Genomic DNA, 13,725 nt, shown 5'->3' on the forward strand with positions numbered 1-13,725 from the left:
TTAGCTCGCAGCAGGCGGCTTGGCCACCGAACACAGGCGGATCGAGTCGGCAAGGATCTCAATGGCTTTCGGACGTGGGAAGCTGGCGCGCCAGGCGATCGCTACAGTACGGAATGGCACTGGCGGCGTGAGCGGGCGCACAGCAATCACGCCGGGAGCGTAGTGATGGCTGTCGACTGCCGACAGCGGCAGGATCGAAATGCCCAGGCCGGAAGCCACCATGTGGCGAATGGTTTCCAGGGAGCTGGATTCCACGGTGGTGTGCTTGGCGCCGTCGTTGCCCTTGGTCAGGGTCGGGCAGGCTTCCAGTACCTGGTCGCGGAAGCAGTGGCCTTCGCCGAGCAGCAGCAGGCTCTTGTCGTTGAGCAGGCCGGCGTCGATGGTGTCTTTCTGCGTCCACGGGTGGGACGCCGGCATCAGCACGTAGAAGGGCTCATCGTAGAGCGGCAGGGTCAGCACGTCGGCTTCGTTGAAGGGCAGGGCGATGATGATCGCGTCCAGCTCGCCGTTGCGCAGTTTGTCGCGCAGCACGTGGGTGAAGTTTTCTTCGATATACAGCGGCATCTGCGGCGCAACGCGGTGCAGTTGCGGAATCAGGTGCGGGAACAGGTACGGGCCGACGGTATAGATGGCGCCGACTTTCAACGGTGCGGTCAGCTGGTTCTTGCCGGCCTGGGCCAGTTCGCGAATGCTTTGGGCTTGCTCCAGCACCTTCTGGGCCTGGGCGACAATGCCTTCGCCGACCGGGGTCAGGCGCACGGCGCTCTTGCTGCGCTCGAAAATCAGCACACCGAGTTCGTCTTCAAGCTTTTTCACACCCACCGACAGCGTCGGCTGGCTGACATGGCAACGCTCGGCCGCGTGGCCGAAGTGCTGCTCTTGGGCGAGGGTCACGATGTAGCGTAATTCTGTAAGAGTCATAGCGGGCGTCCATGAGGTTGCGGGCCAAGCATACCGGCTGCAATCGATAGACGCACGTTATCAGAACTTTGATCGGGATTGAGCGGGGAGTGTTGGAGATTTTGCTGAGGTGGTGAGGGCTGCCCCTCACCACACTCATATCTCAACGGCGACGCTTCTCGATGTTGTAAACGAACGGCGCGACGATCTCGACGCTGCCGCCTTTCAACATGTCGGCCGGCGGCTTGGGCAGTGGCTGGGCACGACGAATCATGTCCAGGGTCGCGCGGTCCAGGTCGGCGTTGCCGGATCGGCCCACCAACTCATACGACAGCACGTTGCCTTCGGCATCCACCACAAAGCGCAGGCGGTTCAAGCCTTCCTTGCCACGCTGTTGCGCGCCGGGCGGGTACTTCTTGTACTTCTGCAAGTGCGCCAGCAAGGTGCCTTCCCAGGACGCTTTGGCCGCTACCTGTTGGGGCGATGGGCCAGGCGCCGGCTGGGCCGATTTTTCAGCTGGCGCGTTGGTCGGTGGGGTTTCGCTCGGCGGCTCTTCGGAAGGTTTCTCCTTGGGCGGCTCGGGCTTCTTCTCCACAGGCTTGGGCGGCTGAGGCTTGGGCTTGGGTTTGACCGGCTTGGGCACCTGGATCGTTGGCTTGGGCGCCTCGGCCAGTTTCGGCAGGGGCAGCTCTTCCACCGGTGCCGGCGGCTGCGGCGGCGTGATCACCTTGGGCGGTGCCGGCGGCGGCGGGGCAGGCATCGGCGCCAGGTCGATGACCATGGCCGCCGGTGGCAACTGCACCTGATGCGGCGCGGACCATTGAAGCGCGATGATGATCGCGACGGCGTGCACGCCCAGCACGACGGCGAGGCTGGTGCCATAACGCGTCAGTTTGTGGCGCGTCGTGATCATTTCTTGGCTGCCGTCTCAAGTCCGACCAGGCCGACCTTGAGGTAGCCGGCTGCCCGCAGGGCATCCATCACGCTCATCAGGTCGCCGTAGTCCACGCCCTTGTCGGCCTGGAAGAAGATCGTCGTGTCTTTCTTGCCTTGGGTCTTGGCGTCGAGCACCGGCCCCAGGGTTTCAGCTTTGACTTCTTCTTCGCCCAGGAACAGGCGCTGGTCCGACTTGACGCTGAGGAAAATCGGTTTCTCCGGCCGCGGCGCAGGCTTGGCGCTGGACGCGGGCAGGTCAACCTTGATGTCTACGGTAGCCAACGGTGCTGCCACCATGAAGATGATCAGCAGCACCAGCATCACGTCGATAAACGGCGTGACGTTGATTTCGTGGTTCTCGACGAGCTCATCGTCGCCTTGATTCAAATGCAGGCCCATGGCCGATTACCCCACTTTCACCATGTGCGGTTGCGAGCTGCGCTCGGTAGGCAGGTGATCGAGGTCGCGGCTGACCAGCAGCAGGACTTCTGCCGACGCGTCCGATACCTGGGCTTTATAGCCGGCGATCGAACGGGCGAAGACGTTGTAGATCACCACCGCAGGAATCGCGGCAACCAGGCCCAGGGCCGTAGCCAGCAGGGCTTCGGCGATGCCTGGGGCAACGACGGCGAGGTTGGTGGTCTGGGTTTTGGCGATGCCGATGAAGCTGTTCATGATGCCCCACACGGTACCGAACAGGCCGACGAAAGGCGCGGTGGAACCGATGGTCGCCAGCACGCCGGTGCCGCTGCTCATGTTACGGCCGCAGGCTGCCACCAGGCGCTCCAGGCGGAAGCTGACGCGCTCCTTGATGCCTTCTTTTTCGCGGGTGTTGGCCGACAGGCGCATTTCTTCAAGCGCGTCGTGTACCAGCAGGTTGGCCAGGGTGCCCTTCTTGGTCGCGGTGTCGCTGGCTTCCTTGAGGGTGGTGGCTTTTTTCAGGTGGACGATTTCAGTCCGCAAACGACGCTTGGCGCCCAACAGCTCGAAGCCCTTGGAGATCCAGATGGTCCAGGTAATGATCGAGGCGATGGCGAGGCCGATCATCACGGCTTTCACCACGACGTCAGCATTCTGGTACATGCCCCATGGCGACAGGTCGTGCGACATGCCCAGGGTGTTGTCTTCTTCCAGCACCACACCGGAATCGTCGGCAGGAGCCGGGGCGGCAGCCTGGGCCGGGTCGGTGGCAGCAGGTGCCGCGACGGGCGCGGCCGGGGCTGCAGCGTTATGCTCGGCAGCGGCAGGAGCCGCAGGTGCGGCGGCGTCCGCGAATGCGGCGGTCGGCGCCAGCATTACGCTGAACAGCATCGCAGCAATCGCACGCCAGGCGCGGGATGGGCTGTGAAGCTTGGTTGGCGAAGCGGGGTTTGTATTACGTGTCATGCTGGCCGGACCTGAGAGAAAAAAATGAGTGATCGTCCTTCCAGACCCGAAGGGGTCGAGGACAAATGGGTGGTTATTATTGCAAGTAATTCTTGTTAACAGAAGTAATACAGTTACTTTATTTGTCCTTTTGCTGGCCGCTGGTCATCTCCGGCGGCTAATCTGCGCCTTTAAGAATGGAGTTTTGTGATGTCTGCGCCTTCTGTTGTGATTGCCGGTTGCGGCGACGTGGGTAGTCGGCTGGCTAGCCAATTGCTGGCCTCGGAATGGGAGGTCCATGGGCTGCGACGGGATATTTCGAAGCTCCCCGACGGCGTGGTCGGCATTGCCGGTGACCTGTTCAAAAAAGACTGCCCCGACACCTGGCCAATCGGTGGGGTGGATTACCTGGTGTACTGCGCCGCCGCGACCGACCACGACGAAGCCGGTTATCGCGCGGCGTATGTGCAAGGGTTGCAGCATGTATTGGAGTGGCTGGACGATTACGGCCAGGAGCCCAAGCACCTGCTGTTTGTGTCCAGCAGCAGTGTGTACGGGCAGCAGAACGGGGAGTGGGTCGACGAAACGTCCGACACTCAGGCGCAGGGTTATTCCGGCAAAGTGATGCTGGAAGCCGAGCAAGTCGCGCTTAACAGCGGCATCCCGGCGAGCATCGTGCGCTTGACCGGCATCTACGGCCCGGGCCGTGAGTGGCTGCTGACGCAGGTACGCCAGGGCTATCGCGTGGCGATTGATCCACCTTTATATGGCAACCGGATTCACGCGGATGACGCGGCAGGTTTGCTGGCCTTTTTGTTGCAGCATGTTGAGCAGGGCGGCGCGTTGGACAAGGTCTACATCGGTGTAGATGACGCCCCGGCGCCATTGGCGGAGGTGGTGAGCTGGTTGCGTGACTACCTGGGCGTGACCGAGTGGGCCGACGACGCCAGCGTGCGCCGGGCCGGCAGCAAGCAATGCAGCAATGCGCGGATCAAGGCGCTGGGCTGGGTGCCGACGTATCCGACCTACCGCGAGGGGTATGCGGCGATTCTCAAGGGCTGAGGCGCGGTCAAAAATGTGGGAGCTGGCTTGCCTGCGATGCGGGCGCCTCGGTGTACCAGTTGTACCGAGGTGATGCATTCGCGAGCAAGCCCGCTCCCACACAAGCCAGCTCCCACATTTAGATCCAGGTGATGTTGCTTATTGCTTTTCCAGCAGCCACTGGCGAGGGCCCGGTGTAAACGAAGGCACCTCGTCGGCCTGGGCGGTATTGATCGCCTGGAAGATTTCCAGCTGCTTGCCCTTGCGCGCGAAGATCCATGGGTTGCCCTGGCCGTTCAATTGCAGCCAGATGCTGTCGTAGCCGCCGCTCATGGAGGCGCAGTCGCCCGCCAGGCACAGCGAGTACTGATCAACACCGGGCAAGCCGGCAACCTTGCCATTCGCCTGGAACTGCACCGTGGCGCCGTCACCGTTGCCGTCGGTGATCTTCCAGTCGCCGCCCATGTAGGCGGCATACAGCGTGCGTTCGAAGTTGGCGCCCAATGGCGCGCCTTCCGGAGCCGGGTCTTTGGCACGGGCGAACAGCTGCTCCGGCTCATTGTCGTTGGCCACTTGCAGCAGTTGTTTGCCTTTACGCTTGAGTTCGGTGGCGGAGCTGCCGTAGAACTCGACACTCCACGCGCCGGACTGCTCACCGAGCAACTTGCCCTCAGCCACTTCAAAGCCGTTGTAGTAGCGCGCCTGTGAGGCCTTGGGGTTGACCTCCCACTCCAGGTTCGGGCCAAAGGTCTGCAGGGCTTCACGCAAAGGGCCGCCCTTGGCTGCCGCGTCGATGGCGGCCTGGTTGATCCAGGTACCGCTCACATCCAGGTCGGCGGGGTTGCTGGCACAGCCGCCTAGCAACAGGGCGAGCAACGAAGAGGCAACAAGCGCTTTGCGCATTACGAAATCCTTCTAAAACGAAGTCGGCGCAGCGTGTGGGCTGCGCCGGGTGTTTTACTCGATGACCAGAATCGCGTCCATCTCAACCTGCGCGCCCTTTGGCAGAGCGGCAACACCAATGGCGGCGCGGGCCGGGTACGGCTGTTCGAAGTACTTGCCCATGATCTCGTTGACCTTGGCGAAGTGGCTCAGGTCGGTGAGGAAGATGTTGAGTTTGACGATGTCCTTGAACGAACCACCGGCTGCTTCGGCAACCGACTTGAGGTTTTCGAAGACCTGTACAGTCTGTGCTTCAAAGCCTTCAACCAGTTCCATGGTTTTTGGGTCCAGCGGAATCTGGCCGGACATGTAGACGGTATTGCCCGCCTTGATGGCCTGGGAGTAAGTGCCGATGGCGGCCGGGGCTTTGTCGCTGGTGATTACAGTCTTGGTCATTTGTGACTCCTTGTAAGAGATGATGACTTATGTGAAGCGCTACGCACGCATGCGGGTGATGCGGATCACACCGGTCAAGGCGCGCAGTTTCTTGATCACGCGAGCCAGGTGCACGCGGTCGTGCACGCTGACCACCAGCTGGACCACGCTGATGCGGCCATCACGCTCGTCCATGCTGATTTTTTCGATATTGCCGTCGGCCGCGTTGACGCTGCTGGCCAGCAGGGCGATCAGGCCGCGCTGGTGCTCCAGCTCGACGCGCAGCTCGACATTGAATTCGCCGGTGACATCCTTGGCCCATGAGAGCTGGATGCATTTCTCGGGGTTGTGACGGATTTCGGTGATATTGCGGCAGTTGTCCAGGTGCACGACCATGCCTTTGCCTGCCGACAGGTGGCCGACAATCGGGTCGCCCGGGATCGGCGTGCAGCACTTGGCGTAGCTGAGCACCAGGCCCTCGGTGCCGCGAATCGCCAGCGGGCCTTCCGGGCTTGGCAACTGTTCGCCTTCGCCGAGCAGGCGGCGGGCGACCACATAGGCCATGCGATTGCCCAGGCCGATATCTTCCAGCAGGTCTTCGATGGTTTCCTGACGGTACTCGTGGAGCATCGCCTGGGTGCGCTCGGCGGGGATTTTGTCGAGGGCGCTGTCGAAGCCGTTGAGCACTTTGTTCAGCAGGCGCTCGCCCAGGCTGATGGACTCGGAGCGGCGCTGCAGTTTCAGGGCGTGACGGATGTGGGTACGCGCCTTGCCGGTGACCACGAAATTGAGCCAGGCCGGGTTCGGGCGCGCGCCCGGTGCGCTGACGATCTCCACCGTGGAGCCGCTTTGCAGCGGTTCCGACAGCGGGGCCAGGCGCCGGTTGATCCGGCAGGCGATGCAGCTGTTGCCGACGTCGGTGTGCACCGCGTAGGCAAAGTCGACCGCCGTGGAGCCTTTGGGCAGCTCCATGATCCGGCCTTTTGGCGTGAACACGTAGACCTCGTCCGGGAACAGGTCGATCTTCACGCTTTCGATAAATTCCAGGGAGTTGCCGGCACGTTGCTGCATTTCCAGCACGCCTTTGACCCACTGACGGGCGCGTGCATGCGTGCCTTTTGGCTGTTCGTCGCCGCTGGATTTGTACAGCCAGTGGGCAGCGATGCCGTTGTTGGCCATCTCTTCCATTTCGCGGGTGCGGATCTGGATCTCGATCGGCACCCCGTGCATACCGAACAGCGTGGTATGCAGCGACTGATAGCCGTTGGCCTTGGGAATTGCGATGTAGTCCTTGAAACGGCCCGGCAGTGGTTTGTACAAATTATGTACAGCGCCGAGCACGCGGTAGCAGGTGTCGACCTTGTCGACGATGATCCGGAACGCGTACACGTCCATGATCTCGTTGAACGCCCGACGCTTGCCGCGCATCTTCTTGTAGATGCCGTAGATGTGCTTCTGCCGTCCGCTGACTTCGCCTTCGATCTCATCGACCGCCAGGCAATGGCTCAGGGACTCTTCGATCTTGTTGACGATTTCCTTGCGGTTGCCCCGGGCACGCTTGACCGCCTGGTAGATGCGCGCCGAACGCATCGGGTGCATGGCCTTGAAGCCGAGGTCTTCGAATTCGATACGAATGGCGTGCATGCCCAGCCGGTTGGCGATGGGCGCGTAGATTTCCAGGGTTTCCTTGGCGATGCGCCGGCGCTTTTCGCCGGACAGCACTTCCAGCGTGCGCATGTTGTGCAGCCGGTCAGCCAGCTTGACCAGAATTACCCGAATGTCCCGGGCCATGGCCATGGCCATTTTCTGGAAGTTTTCCGCCTGGGCTTCGGCCTTGGTCTCGAAGTTCATCTGGGTCAGTTTGCTGACCCCGTCGACCAGTTCGGCCACGGTTTCACCAAATTGCGCACTGAGCGCTTCTTTGGCGATGCCGGTGTCTTCGATCACGTCATGCAGCATCGCAGCCATCAAACTCTGATGGTCCATGTGCATGTCGGCCAGAATATTTGCCACGGCAAGAGGATGCGTGACATACGCCTCACCACTGCGGCGGCGTTGGCCGTCGTGGGCTTGTTCGGCGTAGAAATACGCTCGGCGGACCAGGTTGACCTGGTCTGGGCCGAGGTAGGTCGATAAGCGATCGGCGAGGGCGTCTATGCTCGGCAAAGGAATGACTCCTGCCGTTGGCTGTGACCCCGCGCCGTGCTACGTCGACCAGGCATAGGCTTAGACGGCCTCGTTGGACTCGTCCTCGAACGCTGCAAACAGCGGTTCGTCTTCAACGATTTCGGCGTTGGCGATGAACTCGTAGCTCATCAGGCCTTCAGCGATTTCACGCAGGGCTACAACGGTAGGCTTGTCGTTTTCCCACTGGACCAGGGGCTCTTTGCCGCCAGTGGCCAGTTGACGGGCACGCTTGGTAGAGAGCATGACCAGCTCAAAGCGGTTATCCACGTGTTCTAGGCAGTCTTCAACGGTTACGCGGGCCATGGTATTCCTCGGAGCGAATGCAAGATGCGCGCTGCCCGGTTGGGCGAGCGGACTAAACAGTTTAAAAAATCACCAGCGTTTAGGGAAGCGCTGATTTTTCCCGCGCCCTCGCAAAACCGCTACAAGTGCCAATGTAAAGCCCTTGCAGCGGTTTTGGGAAGAGCCAATCAGCCGAGCAGTTCGGCCAGTAATTTGCCAAAACGTTGCTGCTGGCGCTTTTGCTGGAGCTGGTTGGTACGGAAAATCGCCTTCAAATCGTCAAGCGCGTGGGCAAAATCGTCGTTGATGATCAGGTAGTCGTAGTCGACGTAGTGGCTCATTTCGCTGACGGCTTCACGCATGCGGCCTTCGATGATCTCGTCGCTGTCCTGGCCGCGGTTGGTCAGGCGCTGGTGCAGCGCTTCCAGGGACGGCGGCAGAATGAAGATCGAGCGGGCCTTGGGCATCAGCTGGCGCACTTGCTCGGCACCCTGCCAGTCGATTTCCAGGATCAGGTCGTGGCCTTCGTCCAGCGTTTGCTGCAGATGGCTCTGGGAGGTGCCATAGAGGTTGCCGAACACCTCGGCCCGCTCCAGGAAGTCGCCGTGCTCGATCATCTTCACGAACTCGGTGCGCTCGACGAAGTGGTAGTGCACGCCGTTCACCTCGCCCGGGCGCATGGCGCGGGTGGTGTGCGAGACCGAAATGCGGATCTGCTCGTCAGCGTCGGTCAGGGCTTTGACCAGGCTGCTTTTGCCCGCGCCCGACGGCGCGGAAATGATGTAAAGGGTGCCGGTGCTGTGGGTCATGTCAGGGTGCCTTACTCGATATTCTGTACTTGTTCGCGCATTTGCTCGATCAACACTTTGAGGTTGACCGCCGCCGTGGTGCTGCGCGGATCAAAGGCTTTGGAGCCCAGTGTATTGGCTTCGCGGTTGAGTTCCTGCATCAGGAAGTCCAGGCGCCGACCGGCGGCACCGGCAGACTTGAGCACCCGGCGCACTTCGAGGATGTGGGTGCTCAGGCGGTCGAGTTCTTCGGCGACATCGCTCTTTTGTGCCAGCAGCACCATTTCCTGCTCCAGGCGCACAGGGTCAAGGTCGGCCTTCATGTCGGTGAAGCGGTCAATGACCTTCTGGCGCTGGGTGGCGAGCATCTGCGGCACCAGCTCGCGCAAGGTGACCACGTCGTCTTCGATCGAGGTCAGGCGTTCGTTGATCAGGCGGGCCAGCTCGGCGCCTTCACGTTCGCGGCCGGCCTTGAGCTCCTTCAAACCCTGGTTGAACAGGGTGAGGGCTTCGGCGTTGAGAGCCTGTGGATCAGTGGCGTCGGCCACCAGCACGCCGGGCCAGGCCAGCACTTCCAGAGGGTTCAGCGCGGCGGGCTGCTTGATCAGGCCGGCGATGGTCTCGGCGGCGGCCACCAACTGCGCAGCGCGGTCGCGGTCGACTTGCAGCGGTTTGCCGGTGGTTTCTTCGGTAAAGCGCAGGGTGCATTCCAGCTTGCCGCGGGAGATGCCCTGGCGCAGCGCTTCACGCACAGCGCCTTCGAGGTCGCGGAACGATTCCGGCAGGCGCAGGTGCGGCTCCAGGTAACGGCTGTTGACCGAGCGCAATTCCCAGCTCAGGGTGCCTTGGACGCCGGCTTTTTCGACGCGGGCGAAGGCGGTCATGCTGTGCACCATGGAGGTACCTCGCGATGCAGTCCCGCAAATACGGGCTGATGGGTAAATTGAAGCCGACAGGCTGCGAAGGCGCAGGATTGTAGCGCAGTGGCGCGAGCGCGCCCAAACAAAGGGCGAAAGGCTGGCCATTCGTAACCGAATTTTTTAGAAGTGCCCCGAATCGGTTCGCGGCTCTATAATGCTCGGCAGTTTTTCGTCCTTCGTACAGGTATCCCCTATGAAACGTCCAAGTGGTCGCGCTGCCGATCAGCTCCGCTCGATCCGCATCACCCGCAACTACACCAAACACGCCGAGGGATCTGTACTGGTCGAGTTTGGCGATACCAAGGTTATCTGCACTGTCAGCGTCGAAAACGGCGTGCCGCGTTTCCTCAAGGGTCAGGGCCAGGGTTGGTTGACCGCCGAATACGGCATGCTGCCGCGCGCCACCGGCGAGCGTAACCAGCGTGAAGCCAGCCGTGGCAAGCAAGGCGGGCGCACCCTGGAAATCCAGCGCCTGATCGGCCGTTCCCTGCGCGCAGCCCTGGACATGTCCAAGCTGGGCGACGTGACCCTGTACGTCGACTGCGACGTGATCCAGGCTGACGGCGGCACCCGCACGGCGTCCATCACCGGCGCCATGGTGGCCCTGGTCGACGCACTGAAAGTGATCAAGAAGCGCGGCGGCCTGAAAGGCGGCGACCCGCTCAAGCAGATGATTGCTGCGGTGTCGGTGGGCATGTACCAAGGCGAGCCTGTGCTGGACTTGGACTACCTGGAAGATTCGGCTGCCGAGACCGACCTGAACGTGGTGATGACCAGCACCGGTGGTTTCATCGAAGTGCAGGGCACCGCCGAAGGCGCGCCATTCCAGCCGGCTGACCTGAACGCCATGCTGGCCCTGGCCCAGAAGGGCATGACCGAAATCTTCGAACTGCAGAACGCCGCCCTGGCTGACTGAGACGACCTCAAGGAGAAACGCCATGAATGACGGACAACTGCCCGTGCCTACGCCTTCCTACGAAGTGCGTCAGGGAGCCATGTTGTGTCATCTCGCGGCGTTTCTGGGGTTTGTGTTCCCCTTCGGCAGTGTCGTCGGGCCGCTGATCCTGTGGCAGATGAAGAAAGAAGTGGACCCGTTCATCGATGATCAGGGCAAGGAAGCCTTGAATTTCCAGATCACCGTGGCCATCGCCTGGATCGTTTGCATCGTGTTGGCGTTCGCGGTAATCGGCTTTTTCCTGATGACGGCCCTGGCCATCGCCAGCGTAGTACTGACGATCATCGGTTCGATCAAGGCCAACAAAGGGATCGCTTATCGCTATCCCTTGACCTGGCGGCTGGTGAAATAGCGCTGGTTTTACGAACGGCGCCCACAAAAAAACCGACAGCGATGTCGGTTTTTTTGTGCCTGGGAAAAGACCTCAGATGGTCAGTGTCCAGTCGTAGTCCACGATCAACGGCGCGTGTTGCGAGAAGCGCGGTTGACGCGGCAAGCGTGCGCTGCGAACAAATCGGCGCAGGCCTGGCGTCAGCAACTGGTAGTCGAAACGCCAGCCCAGGTTGAGCATCTCAGCCTGTTCGTTGTCTGGCCACCAGCTGTACTGGTCGCCTTCGCGGCTGACTTCGCGCAGGGCATCGACATACCCCATGTTGCCGACAATCTCGTCCATCCAGGCCCGTTCCGGCGCCAGGAAGCCCGGGGATTGCTGGCTGTCGCGCCAGTTCTTGATATCCAGCTTCTGTTGCGCCACGTACAGCGAGCCACAGTAAATGTACTCGCGACGTTTGCGTCGCTGTTTATCCAGGTAACGGGCGAAATCGTCCATTAGCTTGAACTTCTGGTTCAAGTCTTCATCGCCGTTCTGCCCCGAAGGGAGCAGCAAGGTCGCGATGCTGACCTTGTCGAAATCGGCTTGCAGGTAGCGCCCGTAGCGGTCGGCTGTCTCGAAGCCGAGGCCGCTGATGACCGCCTTGGGTTGCAACCGCGAGTACAAAGCCACGCCACCTTGGGTGGGCACTTCGGCATCGCAGGCATAAAGGAAGTAGCCATCCAGTTGGAAGGCTGGGTCGTCCAGTTCAAAGGCGGAGGCGCGGGTGTCCTGCAGGCAGATGACGTCGGCATTCTGTGCTTGCAGCCAACTGAGCAAACCACGCTCGACTGCAGCCTGAATACCATTGACGTTCACACTGATGATCCGCATAAATGGCCCCAAAAATCGCGTGCGTGTATGATACACGCCGTCTACCTAATTAGCTAAATCCGTGGTATCTGAGGCTTTTTTCATGCAGGCGTATCAACGCGATTTCATTCGTTTTGCCATCGATCGCGGCGTTTTGCGCTTCGGTGAGTTCACTCTGAAGTCCGGGCGCACCAGCCCGTACTTCTTCAATGCAGGCTTGTTCAACTCGGGTTCGGCCCTGGCTCAGCTGGGTCGTTTCTATGCGGCAGCCATCGTTGAAAGCGGTATTTCCTTCGACGTGCTGTTCGGTCCGGCCTACAAGGGCATCCCTCTGGCGGCGGCTACCGCCGTGGCGCTGGCTGAACACCATGAGCTGGATTTGCCGTGGTGTTTCAACCGTAAAGAGGCCAAGGCCCATGGCGAAGGCGGCAGCCTCGTCGGGGCTCCGCTCAAAGGCGATGTGCTGATCATCGACGACGTGATCACCGCCGGCACCGCGATCCGTGAAGTGATGCAGATCATTGCTTCCCAGGAAGGCGCCAAGGCGGCAGGCGTGCTGATCGCGCTGAACCGCCAGGAGCGCGGCAACGGTGAGTTGTCGGCGATCCAGGAAGTGGAACGTGATTTCGGCATTCCGGTGGTGAGCATCGTGTCGCTGAACCAGGTGTTGCAGTTCCTGGAAGATGACCCGCAGCTCAAGCAGCATCTGCCGGCGGTCAAGTCGTACCGCGAGCAGTTCGGCGTCTGACACTGATCTCTTTGTGTGAGAGGGCTTGTGTGGGAGCGGGCTTGCTCGCGAATGCGCTGGGTCAGAAACATATTCAATGACTGACACTCCGCATTCGCGAGCAAGCCCGATCCCACAGGGGTCTCCATTTTGCAGCAGAAAACAAAAAAAAGGCCCCGCTCAACTGGGTTGAGCGGGGCCTTTTTTTTGCTGGCATTTAAGGACGCTTGCGGTTGCTGATCAGCGTGCCCACACCCGTGTCGGTAAAGATTTCCAGCAGGATCGCATTCGGCACGCGGCCATCCAGGATCAGCGAGCTGCCGACGCCGCCTTGCACCGCTTCCAGCGCGCAACGGATCTTCGGCAGCATGCCGCCGTAAATGGTGCCGTCGGCGATCAACTCGTCCACCTGAGTGGTCGTCAGGCCGGTCAGCACCTTGCCTTCCTTGTCCATCAGGCCGGCGATATTGGTCAGCAGCATCAGCTTTTCAGCCTTCAGCGCTTCCGCCACTTTGCCTGCCACCAGGTCGGCGTTGATGTTGTAGGACTCGCCATTGGCACCTACGCCGATGGGCGCGATCACCGGAATGAAGTCACCCTTGACCAGCAGGTTCAGCAGGTCGGTGTTGATGCCGATCACTTCGCCCACCTGGCCGATGTCGATGATTTCCGGCTGGGTCATTTCCGGCGTCTGACGGGTCACGGTCAGTTTTTTCGCGCGGATCAGCTCCGCGTCCTTGCCGGTCAGGCCGATCGCGCTGCCGCCGTGGCGGTTGATCAGGTTGACGATGTCTTTGTTGACCTGGCCACCGAGGACCATCTCCACCACGTCCATGGTCTGCGCGTCAGTGACGCGCATGCCATCGATGAAGTGACTCTCGATCGACAAGCGCTTGAGCAGGTCGCCGATTTGTGGGCCGCCACCGTGTACCACCACCGGGTTGATCCCGACGGCTTTCATCAACACGATGTCGCGGGCAAAGCCGGTTTTCAGCTCGTCGCTTTCCATGGCATTGCCGCCGTACTTGATCACCAGCGTCTTGCCGACGTAGCGTCGAATGTAAGGCAACGCTTCGGACAGGACCTTGGCAGTATTGGCAGCGGCTTCGCGTTCGAGGGTCATT

16 protein-coding genes are annotated in these 13,725 nt (G+C 61.0%); 4 read left to right on the forward strand and 12 right to left on the reverse strand.

Going from position 1 to position 13,725, the window contains the following annotated elements; all coding sequences use genetic code 11:
* The 4 genes from WBB95_RS27140 to exbB all read right to left on the reverse strand — a co-directional run bounded on the left by WBB95_RS27140 (window position 1) and on the right by exbB (window position 3,222).
* Window positions 1-921 (reverse strand): hydrogen peroxide-inducible genes activator, encoded by a 921-nt coding sequence (locus tag WBB95_RS27140; RefSeq protein ID WP_003213305.1) that lies wholly within the window; start codon window positions 919-921, stop codon window positions 1-3.
* A 142-nt stretch (window positions 922-1,063) separates the two neighbouring features.
* Entirely contained in the window at window positions 1,064-1,813 is a 750-nt protein-coding gene (locus WBB95_RS27145; protein ID WP_424490380.1) for an energy transducer TonB family protein, read from the reverse strand.
* Window positions 1,810-2,235 (reverse strand): TonB system transport protein ExbD, encoded by a 426-nt coding sequence (exbD, locus tag WBB95_RS27150; protein ID WP_424490381.1) that lies wholly within the window; start codon window positions 2,233-2,235, stop codon window positions 1,810-1,812. Before exbD ends, WBB95_RS27145 begins: the two co-directional genes overlap by 4 nt.
* Before the next feature lie 6 nt (window positions 2,236-2,241).
* On the reverse strand, window positions 2,242-3,222 hold the full coding sequence (exbB, locus tag WBB95_RS27155; RefSeq protein ID WP_424490382.1) for a tonB-system energizer ExbB: 981 nt from the start codon (window positions 3,220-3,222) through the stop codon (window positions 2,242-2,244).
* Window positions 3,223-3,411: 189 nt separating this feature from the next.
* On the opposite strand from exbB, the gene WBB95_RS27160 reads away from it, so the two are divergent.
* Complete coding sequence (locus WBB95_RS27160) at window positions 3,412-4,263, forward strand: SDR family oxidoreductase (protein ID WP_424490383.1); 852 nt, start codon at window positions 3,412-3,414, stop codon at window positions 4,261-4,263.
* 138 nt (window positions 4,264-4,401) lie between these two features.
* Here WBB95_RS27160 and WBB95_RS27165 read toward each other — a convergent pair whose 3' ends face one another.
* The 6 genes from WBB95_RS27165 to WBB95_RS27190 form a co-directional block, all read right to left on the reverse strand.
* Window positions 4,402-5,145 carry a hypothetical protein gene (locus tag WBB95_RS27165; protein WP_424490384.1) on the reverse strand — a complete coding sequence of 248 codons (744 nt, stop codon included), beginning with the start codon at window positions 5,143-5,145 and terminating at the stop codon, window positions 4,402-4,404.
* 54 nt (window positions 5,146-5,199) lie between these two features.
* Entirely contained in the window at window positions 5,200-5,580 is a 381-nt protein-coding gene (locus WBB95_RS27170; RefSeq protein ID WP_003176922.1) for a RidA family protein, read from the reverse strand.
* 39 nt (window positions 5,581-5,619) lie between these two features.
* On the reverse strand, window positions 5,620-7,725 hold the full coding sequence (gene spoT, locus WBB95_RS27175; RefSeq protein ID WP_424490385.1) for a bifunctional GTP diphosphokinase/guanosine-3',5'-bis pyrophosphate 3'-pyrophosphohydrolase: 2,106 nt from the start codon (window positions 7,723-7,725) through the stop codon (window positions 5,620-5,622).
* A gap of 60 nt (window positions 7,726-7,785) precedes the next feature.
* A complete protein-coding gene (gene rpoZ, locus WBB95_RS27180; RefSeq protein WP_003176920.1) occupies window positions 7,786-8,049 on the reverse strand; it encodes a DNA-directed RNA polymerase subunit omega in 264 nt (87 codons plus the stop codon).
* 167 nt (window positions 8,050-8,216) lie between these two features.
* The gene (gmk, locus tag WBB95_RS27185; protein WP_010168203.1) at window positions 8,217-8,837 is read right to left on the reverse strand and encodes a guanylate kinase; all 621 of its coding nucleotides are present in this window, start codon (window positions 8,835-8,837) and stop codon (window positions 8,217-8,219) included.
* An 11-nt stretch (window positions 8,838-8,848) separates the two neighbouring features.
* Window positions 8,849-9,712: a YicC/YloC family endoribonuclease gene (locus WBB95_RS27190; protein ID WP_424490386.1), complete on the reverse strand. Its 864-nt coding sequence runs from the start codon at window positions 9,710-9,712 to the stop codon at window positions 8,849-8,851.
* A 217-nt stretch (window positions 9,713-9,929) separates the two neighbouring features.
* Between WBB95_RS27190 and rph the strand changes: the two genes are divergently transcribed.
* Both rph and WBB95_RS27200 read left to right on the forward strand, forming a co-directional pair.
* Window positions 9,930-10,652 carry a ribonuclease PH gene (gene rph, locus WBB95_RS27195; RefSeq protein ID WP_003213280.1) on the forward strand — a complete coding sequence of 241 codons (723 nt, stop codon included), beginning with the start codon at window positions 9,930-9,932 and terminating at the stop codon, window positions 10,650-10,652.
* A 22-nt stretch (window positions 10,653-10,674) separates the two neighbouring features.
* Window positions 10,675-11,043, forward strand: a complete 369-nt coding sequence (locus WBB95_RS27200; protein WP_424490387.1) for a DUF4870 domain-containing protein — start codon at window positions 10,675-10,677, stop codon at window positions 11,041-11,043.
* A gap of 72 nt (window positions 11,044-11,115) precedes the next feature.
* Here WBB95_RS27200 and WBB95_RS27205 read toward each other — a convergent pair whose 3' ends face one another.
* Complete coding sequence (locus tag WBB95_RS27205) at window positions 11,116-11,895, reverse strand: exodeoxyribonuclease III (RefSeq protein ID WP_003195493.1); 780 nt, start codon at window positions 11,893-11,895, stop codon at window positions 11,116-11,118.
* Window positions 11,896-11,977: 82 nt separating this feature from the next.
* On the opposite strand from WBB95_RS27205, the gene pyrE reads away from it, so the two are divergent.
* The gene (pyrE, locus tag WBB95_RS27210; protein ID WP_424490388.1) at window positions 11,978-12,622 is read left to right on the forward strand and encodes an orotate phosphoribosyltransferase; all 645 of its coding nucleotides are present in this window, start codon (window positions 11,978-11,980) and stop codon (window positions 12,620-12,622) included.
* Between the two features lie 196 nt (window positions 12,623-12,818).
* Here pyrE and argB read toward each other — a convergent pair whose 3' ends face one another.
* Window positions 12,819-13,724 (reverse strand): acetylglutamate kinase, encoded by a 906-nt coding sequence (argB, locus tag WBB95_RS27215; RefSeq protein WP_424490389.1) that lies wholly within the window; start codon window positions 13,722-13,724, stop codon window positions 12,819-12,821.
* Window position 13,725: the final 1 nt, after the last annotated feature.

The organism is Pseudomonas sp., from assembly GCF_049645325.1.
Classification (GTDB): domain Bacteria; phylum Pseudomonadota; class Gammaproteobacteria; order Pseudomonadales; family Pseudomonadaceae; genus Aquipseudomonas.